The following is a 22,838-nucleotide window of genomic DNA, read 5'->3' as shown; positions in this document are numbered from 1 at the left end:
GTGCTGTGGTTGCCATGATTGGGTGAGGGCGTGGACAGGGCAAATCCGGAGTGGCTGTCGCAGTCGATTAGTTGCCGGGAAAAGCTGATTGCATACTCCTTGGGCAGTCCTGCACTATAAAGCCGCTTGCCTGTGCATTCGCCTTGGCCGCAAATTTGTCTAGTCAGCTGCGTGACCGCGCATCTCCTCCAGCACGTCGGCCCGGCAGATCACGATCTGCGACCGCTTGGTCACCACGATTCCCTTCTCCTGCATGCGCTTCAGGCTGATCGTGACCCATTGCCTTGTGGCGCCAACCATGTGGGCGATGTCGGCGTGGGTGAAGGCTGCGGCGATCACAGTTCCGTCGGCGTCGTCGACGCCATAGAGCTCGACGAGGTGTAGCAACAGGTGCGCAAGCCGCTGCGTGATCGAGCGTGTTCCCAGCATCTGCGCCAGGGCCGAATAGCACTTCCCCTTGAAAGTGAGGCCTTCAATGAGACCGATCGCAAGGTTCGGGATCTCTGCGGCAAGCGATCGCAACTCCTTTCCGGGCAAGTGCACTACGCTGCAATTGCTGGACGCGACGCCGGACCATTGATGCACAGTGCCCTCGAACACTTCTGGCCCGCCGACGAAATTGCCGACATGCCAATAAGCGAGCGTAATCTCGCGCCCGAGCGGTGAGGTGTAGAACACCCGGATGCGGCCGCTCTCGATCAGCCAGATGCCGTCATGCTTGCCGCCCTGGCTGAACAGCGTCTGGCCGCGGTTGAGCACCTTGCGGCGGCCCTGCTTGAGCACCAGCTCCCGCTCGCGTGGAGAGAGCTTGTCCATCAGCGGCGGCGGCCCGCCGATCCATCGCTGGTTTTCGGTGAGCAGCAGCGAGGAGCTGCCGGCAGGCCGGACTGCCGGGGGAATGGGCCCGCGAACCACATTGGCGGCCTGCAACATCGTCTGCCTCCGGAACGTTCAAATCGTTCTAAAGAGGAGCAATGTCCGTGCCAGATGGGGGTGAGGCCGCTTACACCGGTGTCATCGCCAGCGAAGGCGGGCGATCCAGTATTCCAGAGGCGTCAAAGGGATACGGAGGGGCCGCGGCGTACTGGATTCCCCGCTTTCGCGGGGAATGACAGTGGAGTTTGTGGTCACTGTCGAACCATCCTCAAGGCAGCGTTGGCTACCGTCCCGCCAAGCTCAGCAAATACGGCTTCGGGTAAATCCCGCGGTTATGTCCGTCCGAAAAGGAGATGTTCAGCCCGTAGCCGAGATCGCCGATCTCGGTGATGGCGATGCCGGGAAACCTATCGGGGAAGCGGCCGTCGAAGCGGGCACGGGTGCAGTGGGCGCATTTGCAGGAGAGGCGGAGTGTTTCGGCAGAAACGCTGAGCGCGTCGTCCTGTGTCGTGCGGACCAGCAGCGCGGCGAGATCGGCGCTGGCTTCGTAGTCGGCGACGGTCGGTGCGACCAATGTCGTTGTCATGACGGACCTCCGACTTCTCTCTAGGTGGTCGCGGCATGTACGAACAGCAACTAATTGCCGGCGTCGCGTGATCGCGTGCTTTCTTCCATGAGCGCTCGCGAAATGTGAAACTAATCGACCAGGAATTTCACTTCCACATTGCCGGACTCGCCCCTCTCCGAAATCTTCTGCGCCATCGATCGCGAAGGAGAGAGTATGAGCGCATTTCAGAAGGAAACGGTTCTGTCGGTCAGGCACTGGACCGAGTCCCTGTTCAGCTTCACCGCAACGCGCGATCCCGGCTTTCGTTTCCAGAACGGCCAGTTCGCGATGATCGGTCTGGAGGTCGAGGGCAAGCCGTTGATGCGGGCCTACAGCATGGCCAGCGCCAACCACGAGGAGGCGCTCGAATTCTTCTCGATCAAGGTGCAGGACGGTCCGCTGACCTCGCCCTTAGAAGATCAGGGAAGGTGACATCATCCTGGTCGGCCGCAAGGCGACGGGGACGCTGATCACCGGCAATCTCATTCCGGGAAAGCGTCTGCTGCTGCTATCGACCGGAACGGGCCTGGCGCCGTTCGCCAGCCTGATCAAGGACCCAGACGTCTACGAGAACTACGAGACTATCGTGCTTGCCCATGGCTGCCGCCAGGTCTCCGAGCTCGCCTATGGCGAGCACGTCGTCGAGGGCCTGCGCAACCACGAATTCTTCGGCCCGCTGATCCGCGACAAGCTGGTGTACTACCCGACCGTCACCCGCGAGCCGTTCCGGAACCGCGGCCGCGTCACCGACCTGATCGCCTCGAACCAGCTTTTTGACGATATCGAGCAATCCGGCCTGGATATCGAGACCGACCGCATCATGCTGTGTGGCAGCCCAGCGATGCTGGAGGAGCTGCAAGCCATGTTCTCCGCGCGCGGCTTCGTCGAGGGCAACCATAGCGAGCCCGGTCATTTCGTCATCGAAAAGGCCTTCGTCGAGCGCTGAGGCGCAAATCGCATCCCGGCGACAACTAATTGCTATCGCCCGGACGCCGCCTGAACAAATCTGACGCAAAGGCGCCGACCATCGGCGAACCAGGAGCAAGTGATGGCACTAGATCAGATCGTCGACGGACTTTCGGAGGTTTCCTGCGATGTGCTGGTGATCGGCGGCGGCACGGCCGGCCCGATGGCGGCGCTGAAGGCGAAGCTGAAGAACCCGAAGGCCAACGTCGTTCTGCTCGAAAAAGCCAATGTCAAGCGCTCCGGGGCGATCTCGATGGGCATGGACGGGCTGAACAACGCCGTCATCCCCGGTTACGCGACCCCGGAACAATATACCAAGGAAATCACCATCGCCAACGACGGCATCGTCGACCAGAAGGCGGTCTATAAATACGCTCAAAACTGCTACAAGATCATCGAGGAGCTCGACAGCTTCGGCATCCGCTTCCTGAAGAACGAGAACGGCGACTATGCCGTCAAGAAGGTGCACCACATCGGGACCTACGTGCTGCCGATGCCGAACGGCGAGACCGTGAAGAGGGCGCTGTACCGCCAGCTCCGCCGCGCCCGCATCCTGATCTCCAACCGCTACATGGCGACGCGGCTCCTGAAGTCTGCCGATGGCCGCATCGCAGGCGCCGTCAGCGTCAACACCCGCACTGCCGAGATGCTCGTCATCAAGGCCAAGGCCGTGATCCTCTGCATGGGCGCTGCCGGCCGCCTGGGCCTGCCGACCTCCGGCTACATGTTCGGCACCTACGAGAACGCGGCCAATTCCGGCGACGGCTACGCCATGGCCTATCATGCCGGCGCCGCGCTAGCGAATCTCGAATGCTTCCAGATCAACCCGCTGATCAAGGACTACAATGGCCCGGCCTGCGCCTATGTCGCCGGTCCGTTCGGCGCTTATACGGCGAACAACGAAGGCTCGCGCTTCATCGAATGCGACTATTGGTCCGGCCAGATGATGCTCGAGTTCTACAACGAGCTGCTGTCCGGCAAGGGCCCGGTGTTCCTCCAGCTCAAGCATCTTCACCCCGACACCATCTCCGAGATCGAGTCGACGCTGCACAAGGTCGAGCGTCCGACACGGGGCCTGTTCCAGCAGGGGCGGGGCGTCGACTACCGCAGCGAATCGATCGAGATGCACATCTCGGAGATCGGCTTCTGCTCCGGCCACAGCGCCTCCGGCGTGTTCGTCGACGACAATGCCCGCACCACCGTGCCCGGCCTCTATGCCGCCGGCGATATGGCGAGCGTGCCGCACAATTACATGCTGGGCGCCTTCACCAACGGCTCGGTCGCCGGCATCGACGCCATGGAGTTCGCCGACAGCCACGACTTCGCGGAGTTCGACGCGGCCGACGTCGTGATGGAGCGCGACCGCGTGATGGCGCCGACGAAGCGCGAGGACGGCATTCCGCCCAACCAGATCGAGTACAAGACCCGGCGCCTCGTCAACGACTATCTGCAGCCGCCGAAGGTCACGCGAAAATACGAGCTCGGCATGCGGCGCCTGGCCGAGGCGCGCGAGGACATGCAGGAGCGCATGATCGCGCGCAACGCGCATGAGCTGCTCCGCGCCCTCGAAGTCCAGTCGATCATGGACTGCGCCGACATGGCCGCGCACGCCTCGCTCTATCGTGAGGAGAGCCGCTGGGGTCTCTATCACTGGCGCACGGATTTTCCGGAGAAGGACAACGAGAACTGGTTCTGCCACACGTTGCTGAGCAAGCGTGACGGCAAGATGACCAGTGAGAAGCGCGCCGTCGAGCCCTATGTCGTGCCGATCGCCGACGACGAGAAGGATCTCTACGACAAGCAGCGCATCCGCGCCTCGGCCTGACGCACCAGAACACAACAGGAGACATCAAATGCCTCTCGCATCCTATCAGACATCGGTTCCGGTCGTCGTCGATGACGCCAAATGCATCGCCGACAAGGGTTGTACAGTCTGCGTCGACGTGTGCCCGCTCGACGTCCTGCGCATCAGCGACATGACCAACAAGGCCTACATGGCCTATGACGAGTGTTGGTATTGCATGCCCTGCGAAGCCGATTGCCCGACCGGTGCCGTCACCGTCAACATTCCTTATTTGTTGAGGTGATCATGTCGAGTCCGTTCGAGTCCTATGACGACCTCGAAGACGCTGACGAGCGGCTGCAGGCGGCCGATCCCGCCGAGCGTCGCGTCGCCATCATCGCGCTCGGCCATTCCGGCGATCCCGCCGCGGTCGGGCATCTCGCCAAGATGGTTGCCGATCCCGACAGCGGCGTGCGTCAGCAGGTCGCGATGGCGCTCGGCGAGTTCGACGGGCCGGAGGCGGCGAGCGCGCTGGTGAAGCTGCTGGTCGATCCCGAGAGAATCGTCGCAGCCGCGGCGGCCGACAGCATGGCCGAGTTCAAGGATCCGGCCTGCGCCGGGATCATCCTGCCGCTGGTCAAGCACGCGCACGCCTTCGTTCGCATGGGCGCGCTGCGTGCGCTGAAGGAATTGCGTTGCAAGGACACGCTCAAGCCGGCGCTGGAAGCACTCCAGGACGCCGATGCCGCCGTGCGCGTGCAGGCGATCGGCGTGATCGGCTTCCTCAAGCTGGAAGAATCGATCCCAGCGCTGACCGCGCTGATCAACGATCCCGACGCCCATGTCCGCCGCGCCGCGGTCAGCGCGTTGGCTTTCTCGCAGATGAAGCCCGCGGCAGAGACGATCACGCGCGCGCTGAAGGACTCGGATTGGATGGTCCGCGAGATGGCTGCGGAAACGCTGGGTCTCAACGCCAACGGTTCGCTCGCGGCCGACCAGCTCGTCGGCTCGCTCGCCGACGAATTCTGGCAGGTGCGGCTCAAGGCCATTCGCAGCCTCGGCAAGATGAAGGTCGAGCGCGCGGTGCGCCCGATTGGCAAGTGCATCAACCATGACCAGGCGAACTTGCGCAAGGAGGCGGCCGCCGCGCTGGGCGAGATCGCCCATCCGGACGGCGAGGCGTTCCTGGCGGTGATCGCCGACGATCCCGATCCCGATGTCCGCAAGAACGCACGCTGGGCGCTGCAGCAGATCGCGGCCCGCAAGGCGCCGGCAGGGGCATAGCGGCCTCGTTGCCACTCTGGACTTCCCCCGCCAGACGTTTATTGGTCTTCGCCAATGCGATCGGCCGTCTTCAAGTGCGGCCGGTCCTTAGAAACAGCGAGGACGCCGGCCATGACGACATTGACTGTGAAGGATCTTCTTCCCGCGGACGGCACGCGGGGAACATTGGCCGGCCGCGTCTGGCTGCCGCAGGTCAATGGTCCGGCCGTGGTCGCCGTGCGCGGCGACGGCGTGTTCGATGTCACCGCGAGATTCCCGACCATCAGCGCGCTCTGCGAAGAAGACAATCCCGCTCAGGCGCTGGCCACGACCAAGGGCGAGCGTATCGGCGATCTCGAAGCAATTGTTGCCAACACGGCACCCGACGGGCGTGACCTCAAGAAACCGTGGCTGCTCGCGCCGGTCGACCTCCAGACGCTGAAAGCCGCCGGCGTCACCTTCGCCATCTCGATGCTCGAACGCGTCATCGAGGAGCGGGCCAAGGGGAATCCGGCTTCGGCCGAGGCGATCCGCAAGGAAGTCACGCGGCTGATCGGCGACGATCTGTCCAAGCTCAAGCCGGGCTCGGACCAGGCGATGCACCTGAAGCAGGTGCTGATCGATCAGAACGCCTGGAGCCAGTATCTCGAGGTCGGCATCGGCCCCGACGCCGAAGTCTTCACCAAGGCGCCGACGTTGTCGTCGGTCGGCACCGGCATGGACGCCGGCCTGCATCCGAAATCGACCTGGAACAATCCCGAGCCGGAACTCGTGCTGTTCGTCTCCAGCCGCGGCAAGATCGTCGGCGGGGCGCTCGGTAACGACGTCAACCTGCGCGACTTCGAGGGCCGTTCGGCGCTGCTGCTGTCGAAGGCCAAGGACAACAACGCGTCCTGCGCAATCGGCCCGCTGCTGCGCCTGTTCGACGATACGTTCTCACTCGACGACGCGCGCAAGCTGGACATCAGCTTGAATGTCAAGGGCACGGACGGCTTCGTTCTCGACGGCCATTCCTCGATCAGCAAGATCAGCCGCGATCCGAACGATCTGGTCGCGCAGACCATCGGCAAGATCCATCAATACCCTGATGGCTTCGTGCTGTTCCTCGGAACGATGTTCGCACCGGTCAAGGATCGCGATGCGCCGGGGCAGGGGTTCACCCACAAGCGCGACGACATCGTCACGATCTCCGCGCCCCAGCTCGGCAAGCTCGTCAACCGCATGCGCACCAGCGACGAGTGCGAGCCGTGGACGTTTGGCATCGGCGCGCTGATGAAGAACCTGGCGCAACGGAAGCTGATCTAGTTTCTGCGCCTCTCCCGCTTGCATGCGAGGAGAGGCCGACACGCGAAGCGTGGCGGGTGAGAGGACTCTCCACGAGTCGATCTGGTCGATAGACGCAGAGCTCTTCCCACGTCATTGCGACAGCGAAGCAATCCAGAGTCCCTCCGCGGACAGATTCTGGATTGCTTCGCTGCGCTCGCAATGACGCGGAGGAGATTGCGAGGCTGTCGGTCACCGTCGTCGCGGACACCCTCATCCTGGCCGCCTCATAATTTCTTTTCATCTCCCCGTTGCAGCGCTGGAACAAAATCGCCCTGGGCGTGTCGTAGGACCGTCCATCCTGCCGGTGCTCGTTTTCCCGCGAATAGTCAAATAATATGACTAGTTGGAACCGGTCTTCCATGAAATAGTGCTCTCGTCGCGCCTGAAAGGCCGGTCTGCGGGTGCCATGCTACCATTCGGCGCCACAGATAAACATCTTGGGAGACACGCCTGATGACCCCTAAAGCCCTCGTCGCGGCCAGCGCCATGGCCGCCTTGCTGCTCGTGGCGCCCGCCAATGCCGACCAGCTCACCATCGGTTTCTCGCAGATCGGATCGGAATCCGGCTGGCGCGCGGCCGAGACCTCGGTCTCCAAGCAGGAAGCCGCCAAGCGGAAGGTCAATCTCAAGATCGCCGACGCGCAGCAGAAGCAGGAGAACCAGATCAAGGCGATCCGCTCCTTCATCGCGCAGAACGTTGATGCGATCTTCCTCGCGCCCGTCGTCTCGACCGGCTGGGATTCGGTGCTGAAGGAAGCTAAGGAAGCCAAGATCCCGGTCGTGCTACTCGACCGCGACATCGACCCCTCAGGCAAGGACCTCTATCTCACTGCTGTTACTTCGGACAGCGTGCATGAAGGCGCCGTTGCCGGCGACTGGCTCGCCAAGACGGTGGGGACGAAGGCCTGCAACATCGTCGAATTGCAGGGCACGGTCGGCGCCAGCGTCGCAGCCAACCGCAAGAAGGGCTTTGACACCGCGATCGCCAAGTATGCGAACCTGAAGGTGGTGCGCAGCCAGACCGGTGACTTCACCCGCGCCAAAGGCAAGGAGGTGATGGAGAGCTTCATCAAGGCCGAAGGCGGCGGCAAGTCGATCTGCGCGGTCTACGCCCACAACGACGACATGATGGTCGGCGCGATCCAGGCCATGAAGGAAGCCGGCCTCAAGCCCGGCAAGGAGATTCTCACGGTCTCGATCGACGCCGTGCCCGACATCTTCAAGGCGATGGCCGCGGGCGAGGCGAATGCCACGGTCGAGCTGACGCCGAACATGGCCGGCCCCGCGCTCGATGCCATCGCGGCGTTCAAGGAGAAGGGCACGGTTCCGCCGAAATGGATCCAGACCGAGTCCAAGCTCTATACCGCGGCGGACGATCCGCAGAAGATCTACGACAGCAAGAAGGGCCTCGGTTACTGAGGCGGGCGCGCCTTGCCGGGCTGCTTCTTGCGGCCTGGCGGTCCCCCTTCGAAACCGCTGCGCGAACGAATAGGCTGGGCATCCGCATCATAAGCGGACGCCGGTGGGAGTGACGTTGCGATGGAAAACAGCCCCGATCCTGTTTCGCCGCTCCTTGAGGTGCGCGGGATCAGCAAGAGCTTCGGTGCGGTGCGCGCGTTGCAGGAGGTCGACTTCACGCTGCGCGCCGGCGAGATCCATGCCCTGCTCGGCGAGAACGGCGCCGGCAAGTCCACGCTGATCAAGGTGATCACCGGCGTGTTTCCCCGCGATGCCGGCACTGTCAGGCTCGGTGGCGAAGAGGTCGTGCCGCGCTCGGCCAAGGCGGCGCTTGGCGCCGGCATCGCCACCGTCTACCAAGAGGTCAACCTGCTGCCGAACCTGTCGGTGGCGCAGAACCTGTTCCTCGACCGCCAGCCGATGCGTTTCGGCATCGTGCGCGAAGGCGAGATGCGCCGCCGCGCCAAGGCACTGCTTGCAGATTTCGGTCTCGATATCGATGTCGCCGCGCCGCTCGGCAACTATTCGGTGGCTATCCAGCACGTCACCGCGATCGCGCGCGCGGTCGATCTCTCCGCGCGCGTGCTGATCCTGGATGAACCCACCGCGAGCCTGGACCGCCATGAGGTCGAGATTCTTTTCGGCATCATGCGCCAGCTCGCGCAGCGCGGCATCGGCATCGTCTTCGTCAGCCACTTCCTCGATCAGGTCTACGAGATCTCCGACCGCATCACGGTGCTGCGCAACGGCCGCCTGGTCGGGGAGCGTGAAACAGCTTCACTGCCGCGCCTCGAGCTGATCCGGATGATGCTCGGTCGCGAGCTCGCGGAGACCACCAGCACGCGGGCTTCTGCTACCGAACACAAGGCGCGCGAGATCTGCGCGAGCTTCGAAGGTTACGGCAAGGCCGGTTACGTCGCGCCGTTCAATCTCGAGCTGCGCCATGGCGAGGTCGTCGGACTTGCCGGACTGCTCGGTTCAGGCCGCACCGAGACGGCGCGGCTGGTGTTCGGCGCCGAACGCGCCGATCGCGGGCAGGCGAGGGTGGAAGGCGCGCCGGTGCGGCTGCAGTCGCCGCGCGACGGCGTGCGCCACGGTTTTGGCTACTGCCCGGAGGAACGCAAGACCGACGGCATTATTGCCGAGCTCAGCGTGCGCGAGAATATCGTGCTCGCGCTCCAGGCCAAGCGCGGCCTGCATCGCCCGCTGTCGCGCCGCGAGCAGGACGAGATCGCGCGCCGCTACGTCAGGATGCTCGACATCCGCCCGCCTGATCCGGAACGTCCCGTTGGACTGCTTTCCGGCGGCAATCAGCAGAAGGTGTTGCTGGCGCGCTGGCTCGCGACGTCGCCGCGCCTGTTGGTGCTGGACGAGCCGACCCGCGGCATCGACGTCGGCGCGCATGCCGAGATCATCCGCCTGATCCGCGAGCTCTGCGACGATGGTCTGGCGCTGCTCGTGATCTCCTCCGAGCTCGACGAGATCGTGACCTATTCGGACCGAGTCGTCGTGCTGCGCGACCGCGCCCATGTCGAAGAGCTCGCTGGAGAGGCGATCGACGTCGGCAACATTCTCGCGGCGATCGCCGCCGATGGCGCCGCGACTGCGCATGAGGGCCGGGCATGACCGCACTGTTGCCGCGCCGCGGCCTTGCCCAGGTTCTGGCGCTGATCGTCATCCTCGCGGTCGATCGCATGGTATCCCCGCAGTTCTTCGACCTGCGCCTCCAGGATGGTCGTCTCTTTGGCAGCCTGATCGACGTGCTCAATCGCGGCACGCCCGTGGCGCTGCTCACGCTCGGCATGGTGCTGGTGATCGCGACGCGCGGTATCGATCTCTCAGTCGGCGCCGTCATGGCGATCTCAGGCGCCATCGCGGCGAGCCTCGCCGACAGCTACGGGCTGCCGATCGTGCTGACGGCCGCGCTTGGCGCCGGACTCGTCTGCGGCTTGTGGAACGGCTTTCTCGTCGCCGTGCTCGGCATGCAACCGATCGTGGCGACGCTGATCCTGATGGTGGCGGGACGCGGCATCGCCCAGCTGATCACCGAGGGGCGCATCGTCACGTTTTCCTCGCCGGATCTGGTCTGGCTCGGCAATGGCTCGGTACTCGGCCTGCCGGTGCCGGTCGTGATTGCCCTGGGCATGCTGGTCCTCACCGCCGCAGTGGTGCGCGGCTCGGCGCTCGGGCTGCTGATCGAGGCAACCGGCGGCAATGCGCGGGCGAGCGAGCTCGCCGGCGTCGGCACCCGCGCCATGATCCTTTCGGTCTACGTCTGGTGCGGCGTCTGCGCTGCGCTCGCCGGCGTGATCGCGGCGGCGGACATCATGGGTGCCGATGCCAACAATGCCGGCCTCTGGCTCGAGCTCGACGCCATTCTTGCGGTGGTGATCGGCGGCACCTCGCTGTTCGGCGGCCGTTTCAGCCTCGTGCTCGCCGTGTTGGGGGCGCTCATCATCCAGACCATGAACACCGGCATCCTGCTGTCAGGCTATCCGCCGGAGTTCAATCTGCTGGTCAAGGCGGTGGTGGTGCTCGCGGTGTTGCTGCTGCAATCACCGAAACTGTCGGGGCTTGCCGGGATTGCCATGCGGCTGCGGAGGACCAAGGCATGAAAGGCCTGCCGCCCGTTCTCATCACGGCCATCGTGCTCGTTGCGGGCTTCGTGCTCTGCGCGCTGCAGTTTCCCACTATCGCCTCGACGCGCGTGGTCGGGAATCTCCTCACCGACAACGCCTTCCTCGGCATCGTCGCGACCGGCATGACATTTGTGATCATCTCCGGCGGCATAGATCTTTCGGTCGGATCGGTGATCGGCTTCACCACCGTGTTCGTCGCGCTCGCGATCGAGCGCTGGGGCATGCCGCCGCTGGTCGCCTTCGTCGCCATTCTCCTGCTCTCGGCGGCCTTCGGTGCGGCGATGGGCGCGGTGATCCATGTCTTCGATTTGCCACCGTTCATCGTGACGCTTGCCGGCATGTTCCTGGCGCGCGGTGCGAGCTTCCTGCTCTCGACCGAATCGGTACCGATCACCGCGCCGGTCTATTCCGCCGTGTCGGACTTCGCGGTGCGGATGCCCGGCGGGGGACGACTGACCGCGATCGCGATCATCATGCTCGCAATCGTGATCGCCGGCGCCTTGCTTCTGCATCTCACCCGGTTCGGGGCCAACGTCTATGCACTCGGCGGCAACCGGACCACCGCAAGCCTGATGGGCGTTGCCGTCGGCAAGATGACGATCAAGATCTACATGCTGTCGAGCCTGCTCGCGGGGATCGCCGGCATCGTCTTCTCCTTCTACACCAGTGCCGGCTATTCGCTCTCCGCCGTCGGTGTCGAGCTCGACACCATCGCCGCCGTCGTGATCGGCGGCACGCTGCTGACGGGCGGCCAGGGCTCGGTGATCGGCACCTTCCTCGGCGTGCTGATCCAGGGCCTGATCCAGACCTACATCAATTTCGACGGCACCTTGTCGAGCTGGTGGACCAAGATCGCGACCGGCGTGCTACTGTTCGCCTTCATCGCCTTGCAGCAGGGGCTGGTCGCGCTGGCGCGCCGGCCGGTGGTCAAGAGCGCAGGAGCGGCGTCATGACCTCTCGCATTCTCGTCATCCCGACGCGGCGGGCCCATTCCAACCATGCGGAGGTGGCCCGTTCGATCGGCGTCGACATCATCGCCGGCCGCTATGCGGAAGGCACGCGTCTGCCGGGCGATGCCGAGATGATCGCGATGTTCGGCGTGTCGCGGCCGGTGTTGCGGGAGAGCGTGAAGACGCTGGTCGCCAAGGGCCTGCTCACCACCAAGGCGCGGGTCGGGACTGTCGTGCGCGAGCGCGGCGCCTGGAACATGTTCGACGCTGATGTGCTGGCCTGGCACCTCGACGCCGGCATCGACAAGCGCTTCCTCAACGATCTCGCCGAGATCCGTCTTGCGGTCGAGCCGCGTGCGGCCATGCTCGCGGCGACGCGGCGGTCGGAGGAAGACCTTGCCGAGCTCCGGCGCAGCATGGAGCGCATGCGGCGTGAGGCATCCGACTCGGTGGGCTTTGCCGATGCCGATCTCGCGCTTCACGTGGCCGTGGCGCGCGCCTCGGGCAATTTGTTCATGCGCTCGATCGGGCACGTCATCGAGGCCGCGCTGCGCGCGTCCTTCCTCCTCAGCGCCCCGGTTGAGCCGGAGGATCGCGATACTGTGCTGCTGTGGCACCAGAGGATCGTCGATGCCATCGCGGCCCGCGACGCCGACGCCGCCGCCGAAGCGATGGTCTTCGTCATTCACAATGGAATGCATCGCCATGAGGGTGCCGCGATCGAGACCGCGCCGGCCGAGGCGCTGCCGTCTGCGGATACTGGAGAACGAGCGTGACAGACCTTCGCATCGCCATCGTCGGGTTCGGCAAGATCGCGCGCGACCAGCATGTCGGCGCGATCGCCGCGGTGCCGGGCGCGACACTGGCGGCCGTCGCCAGCCGCAACGCGTCGCTGCCGGAATTGCCGCATTTTGCCACCATCGAGGAATTGCTGGAGCGGGGACCGCCGATCGATGCGGTGTCGCTCTGCACGCCGCCGCAGGTGCGCCGGGCCCAGGCTGCGGCAGCTCTTGCCGCCGGCAAGCATGTTATGCTGGAGAAGCCGCCGGGCACCGGCGTTGCCGAGCTCGATCCGCTGATCGCAATGGCAGCGGAAGCGAAGCGCACACTGTTTGCGACCTGGCATTCGCGCCATGCGCCGGCGGTCGAGCCGGCGCGGCAATGGCTCGCCGAGCGCCGCATCGCCTCCGTGCACATTAGCTGGAAGGAAGATGTCCGCGTCTGGCATCCCGGCCAGGCCTGGATCTGGGAGCCGGGCGGCCTTGGCGTGTTCGATCCCGGCATCAATGCGCTGTCGATCCTGACCAGGATTCTACCGAAGCCCGTGTTCGTCACCGCGGCCGAGCTGGCCTTCCCGGCCAATTGCCAGGCGCCGATCGCGGCGAACCTGACACTGACTGATATCAGAGGCCTGCCTGTGACCGCCGAGTTCGATTTCCGCCAGACCGGGCCGCAGAGCTGGGATATCGTCGTCGAAACGGATCGGGGCCGGATGACTCTGTCCAGCGGTGGCGCGCGCATGGCCGTCGACGGCAAGGTGCTTGCCGAGGCGCCTGATGAGGAATATCGCGGGCTCTACCGGCGCTTCGTCGAACTCGCAGCGACCGGCACGAGTGACATGGATCTGACGCCGCTGCGTCTCGTCGCCGACGCCTTCCTGCTGGGCAAACGCACGATCGTCGAGCCGTTCGTGGACTGAACATGGCCGCATCAAAAATCACCAGAGACGTTTTCGGGACGCTGCCGGACGGCCGCAAGGTCGAGCGCATCGTGCTGCGCGGGGAGGGCGGCTTCGAGGCGCGGATCATCACCCATGGCGCCGTGCTTCAGGCGTTGATCACCCCGGATGCGCGGGGCGGCCACGACGACGTCGTGCTCGGCCACGATACATTCGCCGGCTATCTGGCCGAACGAAAGTTCTTCGGCGCAACCGTCGGCCGCTACGCCAATCGCATTGCCAAGGGCCAGTTTTTGCTCGACGGCGAGACGGTGCAGCTTGCCGTCAACAACGGTCCCAATGCGCTGCACGGCGGCCTCGACGGATTCGACCGCAAGCTCTGGGAGCTTGCGGACCTCGACGAGGGCGCCGAACCCGCGGTGACGCTCACCTGTGTCAGCCCGCATGGCGAAGAGAACTATCCCGGCCGGCTTGACGTGCGTGTGACCTATCGCGTCACCGGCCCGGCCGAACTCTCGCTCATCATGGAGGCGCGGACGGACCGGCCGACCATCGTCAACCTGACCAACCACAGCTTCTTCAACCTCGAGGGCGCGACGTCGGGTACTTCCATTCTCGACCACAAGCTGACGGTCGCCGCAGACCATTTCCTGGCGATCGATCCCACCGCCATTCCGCTGCCGGAGCCGCCACGCCCGGTAGCCGGCACGCCGTTCGACTTCCGCGAGCCGCGGCCGGTCGGCGAGCGGATCCGCGAGAGCGATCAGCAATTGCAGAACGGCAGGGGCTACGACCACACCTACTGCCTCGCCCGCGACGGCAAGCTCGCGTTTGTCGCCCGGCTGGAGGCGCAGCGCTCAGGCCGCATCATGGAGCTTTTCACCGATCAGCCCGGGCTCCAGATCTATTCCGGCAATTATCTGGATGGCACGACCTTCGGAAAGGGCGGTAAGCTCATTCGTCAATCGGACGCCATGTGCCTGGAACCTCATATCTGGCCGGACGCGCCCAACCGGACGGATTTTCCGAGCCCGCGCCTCGACCCCGGCGACGTCTATCGCCATCATACGGTCTATCGCTTTTCAGTGAGGTCACCATGATGGAACAGGTGCCCACGACCGTGCTCTCGGGCCATCCCTGCCATCTGGGCGAAGGGCCGACCTATGACGCGACCACCGACACAGCCTGGTGGTTCGACATCCGTGAAGGGCTGCTGTTCGAGGCGCAGCTCGGCAGCGGCAGCATCCGCGTCCACGCGCTCGGCCGGATGGCGAGCGCGCTCGGACGCATCGATGCGGAGCGCCAATTGATCGTCGCCGAGGACGGTCTCTACATCCGCAAGCTCGTCGATGGCGTGATGACGCTGCTCTGTCCGCTCGAAGCCGACAATCCCGCGACCCGCTCCAACGACGCGCGGGTGCATCAGTCCGGCACGTTCTGGATCGGCACCATGGGACGCAACGCGGAGCCGGGGGCAGGCGCGATCTACGCGTTCCATCGCGGTAAGATCTCGCTGCTGTTTCCCCGCATCAGTATTCCCAACTCGATCTGCTTCTCGCCGGATGGCGCGATCGGCTATTTCGCCGATAGCGCGCGCGCCGTGCTCTACGCCGTTTCGCTCAATCCCGCGACCGGCCTGCCGCGCGGCGAGCCGGAGGTGCTGTTGCGCCACACCGGCATCGGCGGCTTCGATGGCTCGGTGTGCGATGCCGAAGGAAACATCTGGAACGCGTGCTGGGGCGCGAGCCGGATCGATGTCTATTCTCCGCAAGGCGAGCGCCTGCGCTCACTCGGCGTGCCGGCAAGGCAGGCGAGCTGTCCTGCCTTTGTCGGCCCGGATCTGTCGCGCCTGCTCGTCACCTCGGCCTGGCAGGACATGGACGCGACTGCGCGCGCCGCCGATCCGCAAGCCGGTTGCACTTTCTTGTTGGAGGCGGCCGCGCGCGGACGCGCGGAGCCCGACGTCAAGCTCGCATAGGAGACCAGAGGCATCCAACGACCACGTACTCGACGTCACGAAGAAACAGTCTGACACCCAAGGGAGTGAAACATGCTGAGACTGAAGACGACATTCTTCGCGCTGGCGCTGGCCGGCGCTGCCACGATGGCCACGGGCGTCACCGCCTTCGCCCAGAAGGCGACCGTCGGCATCGCCATGCCGACGAAGTCGTCGGCGCGCTGGATCGACGACGGCAACAACATGGTCAAGGTGCTGAAGGAGCGCGGCTACAACACCGACCTGCAATATGCCGAGGACGACATTCCGAACCAGCTCTCGCAGGTCGAGAACATGGTGACCAAGGGCGCGAAGGCGCTGGTGATCGCCGCGATCGACGGCACCACGCTGTCGGACGTGCTCAAGCAGGCGAAAGCAAAAGGCATCACGGTCATCGCCTATGACCGCCTCATCCGCGGCACGCCGAACGTCGACTATTATGCGACCTTCGACAATTTCCAGGTCGGCGTCTTGCAGGCGCAGTCGATCGAGCAGGGGCTCGGGCTGAAGGAAGGCAAGGGTCCCTTCAACATCGAGCTGTTCGGCGGCTCGCCCGACGACAACAACGCCTACTTTTTCTACAACGGCGCGATGAGCGTCTTGAAGCCCTACATCGACAGCGGCAAGCTCGTCGTTGCCTCGGGCCAGATGGGCATGGACAAGGTTGCGACCCTGCGCTGGGATGGCGCCACCGCGCAGGCCCGCATGGACAATCTGCTCAGCGCCTACTACGGCAACAAGAAGATCAATGCCGTGCTGTCGCCCTATGACGGCATCTCGATCGGCATCATCTCCTCGCTGAAAGGTGTCGGCTACGGCAGCGCCGACCAGCCGATGCCGATCATCTCCGGTCAGGATGCCGAAGTGCCATCGATCAAGGCCATGCTGCGCGGCGACCAGTATTCGACCATCTTCAAGGACACCCGCGATCTCGCCAAGGTGACCGCCGACATGGTCGACGCCGCGCTCGCCGGCAAGGAGGTCGCCGTCAACGATACCAAGACCTACGAGAACGGCGTCAAGACCGTTCCGTCCTATCTGCTCAAGCCGGTGGTGGTCTACAAAGACAATTGGGAGAAGGTGCTGGTCGACAGCGGCTATTACAAGAAGTCGCAGTTCCAGTAGGAGAGTGCTCCGTCGTTCCGGGGCGATGCGATGCATCGAACCCGGAACCTCGAGATTCCGGGTTCGATGCTCCAGGTCCGCTTCGCGGCCCCGGCGCATCGCCCCGGAATGACGACGGACGGACAGGCGTTTTTCAAGGACACGATGCCATGACCGCCATGCTGGAGATGCGTAACGTCAGCAAGAGCTTTGCGGGTGTGCAGGCGCTGCGCGACGTCAACTTCCAGGTCGAGGCCGGGCAGATCCACGCCCTCGTCGGCGAGAACGGCGCCGGCAAGTCGACGCTGATGAAGGTGCTGAGCGGGGTCTATCCGCATGGCAGCTACGAGGGCACGATCATCTTCGAAGGCGAGGAGCGGCGCTTCCGCGACATCAACGACTCCGAGGCGCTCGGCATCATCATCATTCACCAGGAGCTGGCGCTGATCCCGCTGATGTCGATCGCAGAGAATATCTTCCTGTCGCATCCGCCGTCGAAGTTCGGCGTGATCGATCGCGACGAGGTCTACCGCCGCACCCGGGAGCTCCTGGCGCAGGTCGGCCTCAAGGAATCGCCGGATACGCTGATCACGGATCTCGGCGTCGGCAAGCAGCAGCTCGTCGAGATCGCAAAGGCGCTGTCCAAGCGTGTGCGCATGCTGATCCTGGACGAGCCGACGGCGAGCCTCAACGAAGCCGACAGCGCCGCGCTGCTCGAACGCCTGATGACATTCCGCGAGCAGGGCATCGGCTCGATCCTGATCTCACACAAGCTCAATGAGGTTGCCAAGGTCGCCGACCACATCACGGTGCTGCGCGACGGCCGCACCGTCGACAGCATCGACTGTCACGCCGAGCCGATCCAGGAGGATCGCATCATCCGCAGCATGGTGAACCGCGATCTCGCGCACCGCTTCCCGGAGCGTAGCGCGAAGATCGGCGAACCGGTGCTCGACGTCGCGGACTGGTCGGTCTATCACCCCATCCATCCCGAGCGGCAGGTGATCAAGAACGTCAATTTCAGCGTCAGGCGAGGCGAGGTCGTGGGCATCGCCGGCCTGATGGGGGCCGGCCGCACCGAATTCGCCATGAGCCTGTTCGGCCGCTCCTGGGGCACCAATATCAGCGGCTCTCTCCGGCTCGAAGGCACGGAGATGGTGCTGCCGAGCGTCGCGGCCGCGATCGACGCCGGCCTCGCCTATGTCACCGAGGACCGCAAGCAACTCGGCCTGATCCTTGCCGACGACGTCCGCAAGAACATCACGCTCGCCAGCCTCGACCAGATCGCACCCAGGCGGGTGATCGACGACATCGCCGAGCTGAAGGTCGCCAGTGATTATCGCAACCGCATGCGCATCCGCTGCTCCGACGTCTACCAGGAGACCGGCCAGCTTTCCGGCGGCAACCAGCAGAAGGTGGTGCTGTCGAAATGGCTGATGACCGACCCCAAGGTGCTGATCCTGGACGAGCCGACAAGGGGCATCGACGTCGGTGCCAAATACGAGATTTACTGTATCATCAACGAGTTGGCGGAGGCCGGCCGCGGCGTCGTGGTGATCTCCTCGGAGATGCCCGAGCTGCTCGGCATCTGCGACCGCATCTGCGTCATGAATGACGGCGCCTTCGTCGGGGAATTCAAGGGCCCTGAGGCGACGCAGGAAAAGATCATGCGCGCCATCATGCGCAACCAACGAAGCAATGGAAACGGCGTGCCTGAGGCCGCGGAGATGGGAGGATCGCAGCCATGACCGACAAGACGGTGTCGCTGCCCGAGGAGCGCCGGCACGGCAGCTTCATCAAGAACAATCTGCGCAATTACGGCATGCTGATGTCGCTGATCGCGATCATGCTGTTCTTCCAGGTCGTGACCGGCGGCACGCTGCTGCAGCCGCTCAACCTCACCAACCTGGTGCTGCAGAACAGCTACATCGTCATCATGGCGCTCGGCATGCTCCTGGTGATCGTCACCGGCCATATCGACCTTTCGGTCGGCTCGGTTGCAGGCTTCATCGGCGCCGTGGCCGCGGTGCTGATGGTGACCTACAAGGTCGATTACACGGTTGCGTTCATCGCCTGCCTTCTGGTCGGTGCCGCCATCGGCGCCGCGCAGGGGTACTGGGTGGCCTATTTCAAGATCCCGTCCTTCATCGTCACCTTGGCGGGGATGCTGGTGTTCAAGGGCCTCGCGCTCGCGGTGCTGCAGGGCCAGTCGCTCGGGCCGTTCCCGGCGACGTTCCAGAAGTTGTCGTCGGGGTTCATTCCGGAACTGCTGCCCGAAGCCGGCACGCTGCATCCGACATCCATGCTGATCGGCGCCGTGCTGGCGCTCGGCCTGGTCTACGCCAGCGCCAAGGGGAGGTCGCGCGAGCAATCGCACGGAATCGAGGTCGAGCCCTATGCGTTCTTCCTCGGCAAGAGCATCCTGCTGGCCTGCGCCGTGCTCTATTTTACCTATCTGATCGCCTCGCATCGCGGCCTGCCCAATGTGCTTGTCATCATGACCGCGCTGATCGCGCTTTACGGCTTCGTGACCCGCCGCACCGTGATCGGGCGGCAGATCTACGCGGTCGGCGGCAACGCCAAGGCGGCGAGCCTGTCGGGCATCAAGACCGAGCGGCTGACGTTCCTGACATTCGTCAACATGGGCGTGCTCGCCGCGCTCGCCGGCCTCGTCTTCGCCGCCCGGCTCAACACCGCGACGCCCAAAGCGGGTCTCGGCTTCGAGCTCGACGTCATCGCTGCCTGCTTCATCGGCGGCGCCTCGGCCTATGGCGGCGTCGGGCGCGTCGGCGGCGCCGTGGTCGGCGCCATGATCATGGGCGTGATGAACAACGGCATGTCCATCCTCGGCATCGGCATTGATTACCAGCAGGTGATCAAGGGCCTGGTCCTGCTGGGAGCAGTGTGCATCGACGTGTATAATCAGAGGCGGTAGCCGCATTGACGGTCCAGTAGGGTGGGCAAAGGCGCAACGCGCCGTGCCCACCATCTGTCCCCGATCGAGAGAAGTGGTGGCACGCGTCCGCCTTCGCTCTTCGAGCTCCGGCGGACAAGTCGCTTTGTCTGCTGTACGGCAGCCGTTACTGCGTCGTGAACAGCACCGCCGCGATCGCGACGGAGAGGCTCACCGCCGATACGGTTGCCACAGTCGACAGCACACCCATTCGCCGGAGCGCGATGGCGAAGGCGATGATGATGGGAGTCGCCGTCATCAGCCCGATTTGTGCGTCGCTCATATCGTCACTCGCCACTCCCTGGGAACCCTGAGTCGGTTCGTACAGCGATCCGGCCGGCCGGACGTTGCGTCGGCGCAAACAGACGCCCGGCAATTCGCGAGTTTGTCCTCCGACAAATTCCGAACTGGGCGGGTCGGCTAAGCCATTCCGGTGTCCTGATCCGGAAAGACGATGTCGACGGCCGAGTGCGAACATCACGAAAGCGGCTGGGGAATTCTGGAAGATCTCCCCGGCGATCCCATGATCTGGGTGCTGATCTTCAGCGAGCTCGTCGCCTTCGGCTTGTTCCTCGGCGCCTTTTCGGTCACCCGCGCGATCCACCCGGCGCTGTTCGCGGCCGGGCAGTCAGCACTCGATTCGAATCTCGCCGGCCTCAACACCGTCGTGCTCGTCACCAGCGGCTGGGCGGCGGCAAAGGCAACGAAGGCAGCTCGTGCCGGGGAATGGCCGGCGGCGCGATACTGGATCTTCGGCGCGATGGCGCTCGGTGCTCTCTTCATCGCGATCAAGATCACCGAATATGCGGACGAGATCGGGCGAGGCGTCGGGTTCGAGACCAGCCCGTTCTTCACGCTCTACTTCCTCCTGACCGGTTTTCATCTTCTGCATGTCGGCCTCGGCATCGTCATCCTCGCCGTGGTCTGCCGCCGCGCCGGGATATCGGGCGTCGAGACGGCAACGGCGTTCTGGCACATGGTCGATCTGGTCTGGATCGTCATGTTCCCGATTCTCTATCTGGTGAAATGACGATGCCGGATCGTATCGACGTCACCTGGATCGTGCTGATCGGCCTCGCGCTCGCGACCATCTTGCTGCCGCCGCTGGCGCCGCGGCCGCTGCTCGGCAACGCACTGCTGCTCGCCTTCGCCGCACTCAAGGGCCACCGGATCGCGTTCGACTTCATGGATCTACGCGCCGTGCCCGGACTCTGGCGTGGCCTCGTCGCGAGCTGGATCCTGATCGTCCTGCTCCTTGCCTGGCTCGCCTCGACCATCGCGCCCTGATCTGACGCGCTCATTGCGCCCTGACAAAGAACGGGCCGGGCAGAGCGGCAATAAATCACACCATCGCGATTTCGCAGGAATCAAACCGGAAAGGATTGGCAATGGCTGAACGCCTGACCAAGTCGGCCGCTCGAAATGTCTTCTACGGCGGCTCGGCCTTCTTCTTCGCCATCTTCATAGGGCTGACGGCGCACAGCCATTACTACATGGCCACCACCTCCACGGACGCGACGATGCTGACGTCGTCGGTCGCCCGCGGCAAGCATGTCTGGGAGAAGAACTCCTGCATCAATTGCCACACTCTGCTGGGTGAGGGCGCCTATTTCGCCCCCGAAGTTGGCAACGTCTGGGATCGTTGGGGCGGCAACGAGGACCAGGCCGCTGCGCGCGAGACATTGAAGGCCTGGATGCAGTCGCAGCCCTCGGGCGCGCCTGGCCGGCGGCAGATGCCGCAGTTCAACCTCACCGACCAGGAGCTCGACGATCTCGCCGACTTCCTGCAATGGACCAGCAAGATCAAACGCCAGGAATGGCCGCCGAACAAGGCCGGCTGAGCACGCTGTTTCCTCTTTCAAGACAGAGAGACCCGAGATGAAATATCAGACCCAGAAAGTCGCGATGCTGTATTTCTACGGCGCGCTGACTCTGTTCCTCGCGCAGGTCCTGTTCGGCCTCGTCGCCGGAACGATCTACGTCCTGCCCAACACGCTGTCGACCCTGCTGCCGTTCAACATCGTCAGGATGATCCACACCAACGCGCTGATCGTATGGTCGCTGATCGGTTTCATGGGCGCGACCTATTTCCTGCTGCCTGAGGAGACCGAGACCGAGCTGTACAGCCCGCTGCTGGCAAAGATCCAGTTCTGGATGTTTTTTGGCGCCGCAGGCGTGGCCGTGGTCGGCTATCTCTTCCACTACCATGAGGGCCGCGAGTTCCTCGAGCAGCCCTTCATCATCAAGGTCGGAATCGTCGTCGTCTGCCTGATGTTCCTGTTCAACGTCACCATGACGGCGCTGAAAGGGCGTAAGACCACCATCACCAACATCCTGCTGTTCGGCCTGTGGGGCGTTGCGATCTTCTTCCTGTTCGCCTTCTACAATCCTGCGAACCTCGCGCTCGACAAGATGTACTGGTGGTACGTCGTCCATCTCTGGGTCGAGGGTGTCTGGGAGCTGATCATGGCCTCGGTGCTGGCCTATCTCATGATCAAGCTCAACGGCATCGACCGTGAGGTCGTGGAGAAGTGGCTCTACGTCATCATCGGCCTTGCGCTGTTCTCCGGCATCCTTGGCACGGGCCATCACTTCTACTGGATCGGCGCGCCCGGCTACTGGCAGTGGATCGGCTCGCTGTTCTCCACGCTCGAGGTGGCACCGTTCTTCACGATGGTGATCTTCACGGTGCAGATGACATGGAAGGCCGGCCGCAAGCATCCGAACCGCGCTGCGCTGCTGTGGTCGGTCGGCTGCTCGGTGATGGCCTTTCTCGGTGCCGGCGTCTGGGGCTTCCTGCACACGCTGTCCTCGGTGAACTACTACACCCACGGCACCCAGGTCACCGCGGCGCACGGCCATCTCGCCTTCTTCGGCGCCTATGTGATGCTCAATCTTTCCGTCATGGCCTATGCGATCCCGCAGATCAGGGGACGCGCACCCTACAACCAGTGGCTCTCCATGGCGAGCTTCTGGATCATGTGCACGTCCATGATGGTGATGACCTTCGCGCTGACCTTCGCCGGCGTGGTCCAGGTTCACCTCCAGCGCGTGCTCGGCCAGGGCTACATGGACGTGCAGGACCAGCTCGCGATGTTCTACTGGGTCCGGCTCGGCTCAGGCGTATTCGTCGCGATCTCTGCGCTGATGTTCGTCTGGGCCGTGCTGGTGCCCGGTCGCGCCAAGCAGGCGGTCATTCCCGGCGCGTTGCAGCCGGCTGAATGAATGCAATCGGCGGT

22 protein-coding genes and 1 pseudogene are annotated in these 22,838 nt (G+C 64.1%); 20 read left to right on the top strand and 3 right to left on the bottom strand.

Going from position 1 to position 22,838, the window contains the following annotated elements:
* Positions 1 to 159 precede the first annotated feature (159 nt).
* Positions 160 to 933, bottom strand: a complete 774-nt coding sequence (locus tag XH96_RS26210) for a Crp/Fnr family transcriptional regulator (protein WP_194388305.1) — start codon at positions 931 to 933, stop codon at positions 160 to 162.
* Between the two features lie 226 nt (positions 934 to 1,159).
* Entirely contained in the window at positions 1,160 to 1,462 is a 303-nt protein-coding gene (locus tag XH96_RS26205; protein WP_194388304.1) for a gamma-butyrobetaine hydroxylase-like domain-containing protein, read from the bottom strand.
* Between the two features lie 195 nt (positions 1,463 to 1,657).
* Between XH96_RS26205 and XH96_RS26200 the strand changes: the two are divergent.
* From XH96_RS26200 to mmsB, 16 genes and pseudogenes are all read left to right on the top strand, one after another.
* Positions 1,658 to 2,429, top strand: a pseudogene (locus XH96_RS26200) (ferredoxin--NADP reductase).
* A gap of 102 nt (positions 2,430 to 2,531) precedes the next feature.
* The gene (locus XH96_RS26195) at positions 2,532 to 4,274 is read left to right on the top strand and encodes a fumarate reductase/succinate dehydrogenase flavoprotein subunit (RefSeq protein WP_194388303.1); all 1,743 of its coding nucleotides are present in this window, start codon (positions 2,532 to 2,534) and stop codon (positions 4,272 to 4,274) included.
* 28 nt (positions 4,275 to 4,302) lie between these two features.
* Positions 4,303 to 4,536 (top strand): ferredoxin family protein, encoded by a 234-nt coding sequence (locus tag XH96_RS26190; RefSeq protein WP_007593252.1) that lies wholly within the window; start codon positions 4,303 to 4,305, stop codon positions 4,534 to 4,536.
* A gap of 2 nt (positions 4,537 to 4,538) precedes the next feature.
* Complete coding sequence (locus XH96_RS26185) at positions 4,539 to 5,516, top strand: HEAT repeat domain-containing protein (RefSeq protein WP_194388302.1); 978 nt, start codon at positions 4,539 to 4,541, stop codon at positions 5,514 to 5,516.
* Between the two features lie 111 nt (positions 5,517 to 5,627).
* Positions 5,628 to 6,800 (top strand): fumarylacetoacetate hydrolase family protein, encoded by a 1,173-nt coding sequence (locus XH96_RS26180; protein ID WP_194388301.1) that lies wholly within the window; start codon positions 5,628 to 5,630, stop codon positions 6,798 to 6,800.
* 474 nt (positions 6,801 to 7,274) lie between these two features.
* Positions 7,275 to 8,240, top strand: a complete 966-nt coding sequence (gene ytfQ / locus XH96_RS26175; RefSeq protein ID WP_194388300.1) for a galactofuranose ABC transporter, galactofuranose-binding protein YtfQ — start codon at positions 7,275 to 7,277, stop codon at positions 8,238 to 8,240.
* Positions 8,241 to 8,360: 120 nt separating this feature from the next.
* Positions 8,361 to 9,905 (top strand): sugar ABC transporter ATP-binding protein, encoded by a 1,545-nt coding sequence (locus XH96_RS26170; protein WP_194388299.1) that lies wholly within the window; start codon positions 8,361 to 8,363, stop codon positions 9,903 to 9,905.
* Entirely contained in the window at positions 9,902 to 10,894 is a 993-nt protein-coding gene (locus tag XH96_RS26165; protein WP_194388298.1) for an ABC transporter permease, read from the top strand. Before XH96_RS26170 ends, XH96_RS26165 begins: the two co-directional genes overlap by 4 nt.
* Positions 10,891 to 11,871, top strand: coding sequence for a galactofuranose ABC transporter, permease protein YjfF (gene yjfF, locus XH96_RS26160; protein ID WP_194388297.1), 981 nt, complete (start codon positions 10,891 to 10,893; stop codon positions 11,869 to 11,871). The genes XH96_RS26165 and yjfF overlap by 4 nt, the downstream gene beginning before the upstream one ends.
* Positions 11,868 to 12,644 (top strand): FadR/GntR family transcriptional regulator, encoded by a 777-nt coding sequence (locus XH96_RS26155; RefSeq protein ID WP_194388296.1) that lies wholly within the window; start codon positions 11,868 to 11,870, stop codon positions 12,642 to 12,644. The genes yjfF and XH96_RS26155 overlap by 4 nt, the downstream gene beginning before the upstream one ends.
* Positions 12,641 to 13,567, top strand: a complete 927-nt coding sequence (locus tag XH96_RS26150) for a Gfo/Idh/MocA family protein (RefSeq protein ID WP_194388295.1) — start codon at positions 12,641 to 12,643, stop codon at positions 13,565 to 13,567. Before XH96_RS26155 ends, XH96_RS26150 begins: the two co-directional genes overlap by 4 nt.
* A 2-nt stretch (positions 13,568 to 13,569) precedes the next feature.
* A complete protein-coding gene (locus XH96_RS26145; protein WP_194388294.1) occupies positions 13,570 to 14,646 on the top strand; it encodes an aldose epimerase family protein in 1,077 nt (358 codons plus the stop codon).
* Complete coding sequence (locus XH96_RS26140; RefSeq protein WP_194394267.1) at positions 14,646 to 15,524, top strand: SMP-30/gluconolactonase/LRE family protein; 879 nt, start codon at positions 14,646 to 14,648, stop codon at positions 15,522 to 15,524. The genes XH96_RS26145 and XH96_RS26140 overlap by 1 nt, the downstream gene beginning before the upstream one ends.
* A gap of 72 nt (positions 15,525 to 15,596) precedes the next feature.
* Positions 15,597 to 16,667 (top strand): multiple monosaccharide ABC transporter substrate-binding protein, encoded by a 1,071-nt coding sequence (gene chvE / locus XH96_RS26135; protein WP_194388293.1) that lies wholly within the window; start codon positions 15,597 to 15,599, stop codon positions 16,665 to 16,667.
* Between the two features lie 149 nt (positions 16,668 to 16,816).
* Entirely contained in the window at positions 16,817 to 18,394 is a 1,578-nt protein-coding gene (gene mmsA, locus XH96_RS26130) for a multiple monosaccharide ABC transporter ATP-binding protein (protein ID WP_194388292.1), read from the top strand.
* Positions 18,391 to 19,581, top strand: coding sequence for a multiple monosaccharide ABC transporter permease (gene mmsB / locus XH96_RS26125; RefSeq protein WP_194388291.1), 1,191 nt, complete (start codon positions 18,391 to 18,393; stop codon positions 19,579 to 19,581). Before mmsA ends, mmsB begins: the two co-directional genes overlap by 4 nt.
* Before the next feature lie 145 nt (positions 19,582 to 19,726).
* Here the strand turns inward: mmsB and XH96_RS26120 are convergent, their stop codons facing one another.
* Positions 19,727 to 19,882, bottom strand: a complete 156-nt coding sequence (locus XH96_RS26120) for a hypothetical protein (RefSeq protein WP_091892367.1) — start codon at positions 19,880 to 19,882, stop codon at positions 19,727 to 19,729.
* 171 nt (positions 19,883 to 20,053) lie between these two features.
* Between XH96_RS26120 and XH96_RS26115 the strand changes: the two genes are divergently transcribed.
* The 4 genes from XH96_RS26115 (at position 20,054) to XH96_RS26100 (ending at position 22,824) form a co-directional block, all read left to right on the top strand.
* Complete coding sequence (locus XH96_RS26115) at positions 20,054 to 20,629, top strand: cytochrome c oxidase subunit 3 family protein (RefSeq protein ID WP_194388290.1); 576 nt, start codon at positions 20,054 to 20,056, stop codon at positions 20,627 to 20,629.
* Between the two features lie 2 nt (positions 20,630 to 20,631).
* Positions 20,632 to 20,886 (top strand): cytochrome C oxidase subunit IV family protein, encoded by a 255-nt coding sequence (locus XH96_RS26110; RefSeq protein WP_194388289.1) that lies wholly within the window; start codon positions 20,632 to 20,634, stop codon positions 20,884 to 20,886.
* Positions 20,887 to 20,987: 101 nt separating this feature from the next.
* Complete coding sequence (locus XH96_RS26105) at positions 20,988 to 21,440, top strand: cytochrome c (protein WP_194388288.1); 453 nt, start codon at positions 20,988 to 20,990, stop codon at positions 21,438 to 21,440.
* A 37-nt stretch (positions 21,441 to 21,477) separates the two neighbouring features.
* On the top strand, positions 21,478 to 22,824 hold the full coding sequence (locus tag XH96_RS26100) for a cbb3-type cytochrome c oxidase subunit I (protein ID WP_194388287.1): 1,347 nt from the start codon (positions 21,478 to 21,480) through the stop codon (positions 22,822 to 22,824).
* Positions 22,825 to 22,838 lie beyond the last annotated feature (14 nt).

Origin of the sequence: Bradyrhizobium sp. CCBAU 51765 (genome assembly GCF_015291725.1) — a bacterium.
Lineage (GTDB): Bacteria > Pseudomonadota > Alphaproteobacteria > Rhizobiales > Xanthobacteraceae > Bradyrhizobium > Bradyrhizobium liaoningense.
This window is presented reverse-complemented; position numbering and strand designations above follow the sequence as displayed.

Bases quoted from the DNA above. Each gene is read 5' to 3' on its own strand.
- XH96_RS26110 (WP_194388289.1), top strand. From the start codon at position 20,632: ATGCCGGATCGTATCGACGTCACCTGGATCGTGCTGATCGGCCTCGCG.
- yjfF (WP_194388297.1), top strand. From the start codon at position 10,891: ATGAAAGGCCTGCCGCCCGTTCTCATCACGGCCATCGTGCTCGTTGCG.
- XH96_RS26205 (WP_194388304.1), bottom strand. From the start codon at position 1,462: ATGACAACGACATTGGTCGCACCGACCGTCGCCGACTACGAAGCCAGC.
- XH96_RS26165 (WP_194388298.1), top strand. From the start codon at position 9,902: ATGACCGCACTGTTGCCGCGCCGCGGCCTTGCCCAGGTTCTGGCGCTG.
- mmsA (WP_194388292.1), top strand. From the start codon at position 16,817: ATGACCGCCATGCTGGAGATGCGTAACGTCAGCAAGAGCTTTGCGGGT.
- ytfQ (WP_194388300.1), top strand. From the start codon at position 7,275: ATGACCCCTAAAGCCCTCGTCGCGGCCAGCGCCATGGCCGCCTTGCTG.
- XH96_RS26145 (WP_194388294.1), top strand. From the start codon at position 13,570: ATGGCCGCATCAAAAATCACCAGAGACGTTTTCGGGACGCTGCCGGAC.
- XH96_RS26190 (WP_007593252.1), top strand. From the start codon at position 4,303: ATGCCTCTCGCATCCTATCAGACATCGGTTCCGGTCGTCGTCGATGAC.
- mmsB (WP_194388291.1), top strand. From the start codon at position 18,391: ATGACCGACAAGACGGTGTCGCTGCCCGAGGAGCGCCGGCACGGCAGC.
- XH96_RS26100 (WP_194388287.1), top strand. From the start codon at position 21,478: ATGAAATATCAGACCCAGAAAGTCGCGATGCTGTATTTCTACGGCGCG.
- XH96_RS26185 (WP_194388302.1), top strand. From the start codon at position 4,539: ATGTCGAGTCCGTTCGAGTCCTATGACGACCTCGAAGACGCTGACGAG.
- XH96_RS26210 (WP_194388305.1), bottom strand. From the start codon at position 933: ATGTTGCAGGCCGCCAATGTGGTTCGCGGGCCCATTCCCCCGGCAGTC.
- chvE (WP_194388293.1), top strand. From the start codon at position 15,597: ATGCTGAGACTGAAGACGACATTCTTCGCGCTGGCGCTGGCCGGCGCT.
- XH96_RS26180 (WP_194388301.1), top strand. From the start codon at position 5,628: ATGACGACATTGACTGTGAAGGATCTTCTTCCCGCGGACGGCACGCGG.
- XH96_RS26195 (WP_194388303.1), top strand. From the start codon at position 2,532: ATGGCACTAGATCAGATCGTCGACGGACTTTCGGAGGTTTCCTGCGAT.
- XH96_RS26140 (WP_194394267.1), top strand. From the start codon at position 14,646: ATGGAACAGGTGCCCACGACCGTGCTCTCGGGCCATCCCTGCCATCTG.
- XH96_RS26155 (WP_194388296.1), top strand. From the start codon at position 11,868: ATGACCTCTCGCATTCTCGTCATCCCGACGCGGCGGGCCCATTCCAAC.
- XH96_RS26115 (WP_194388290.1), top strand. From the start codon at position 20,054: ATGTCGACGGCCGAGTGCGAACATCACGAAAGCGGCTGGGGAATTCTG.
- XH96_RS26105 (WP_194388288.1), top strand. From the start codon at position 20,988: ATGGCTGAACGCCTGACCAAGTCGGCCGCTCGAAATGTCTTCTACGGC.
- XH96_RS26170 (WP_194388299.1), top strand. From the start codon at position 8,361: ATGGAAAACAGCCCCGATCCTGTTTCGCCGCTCCTTGAGGTGCGCGGG.
- XH96_RS26120 (WP_091892367.1), bottom strand. From the start codon at position 19,882: ATGAGCGACGCACAAATCGGGCTGATGACGGCGACTCCCATCATCATC.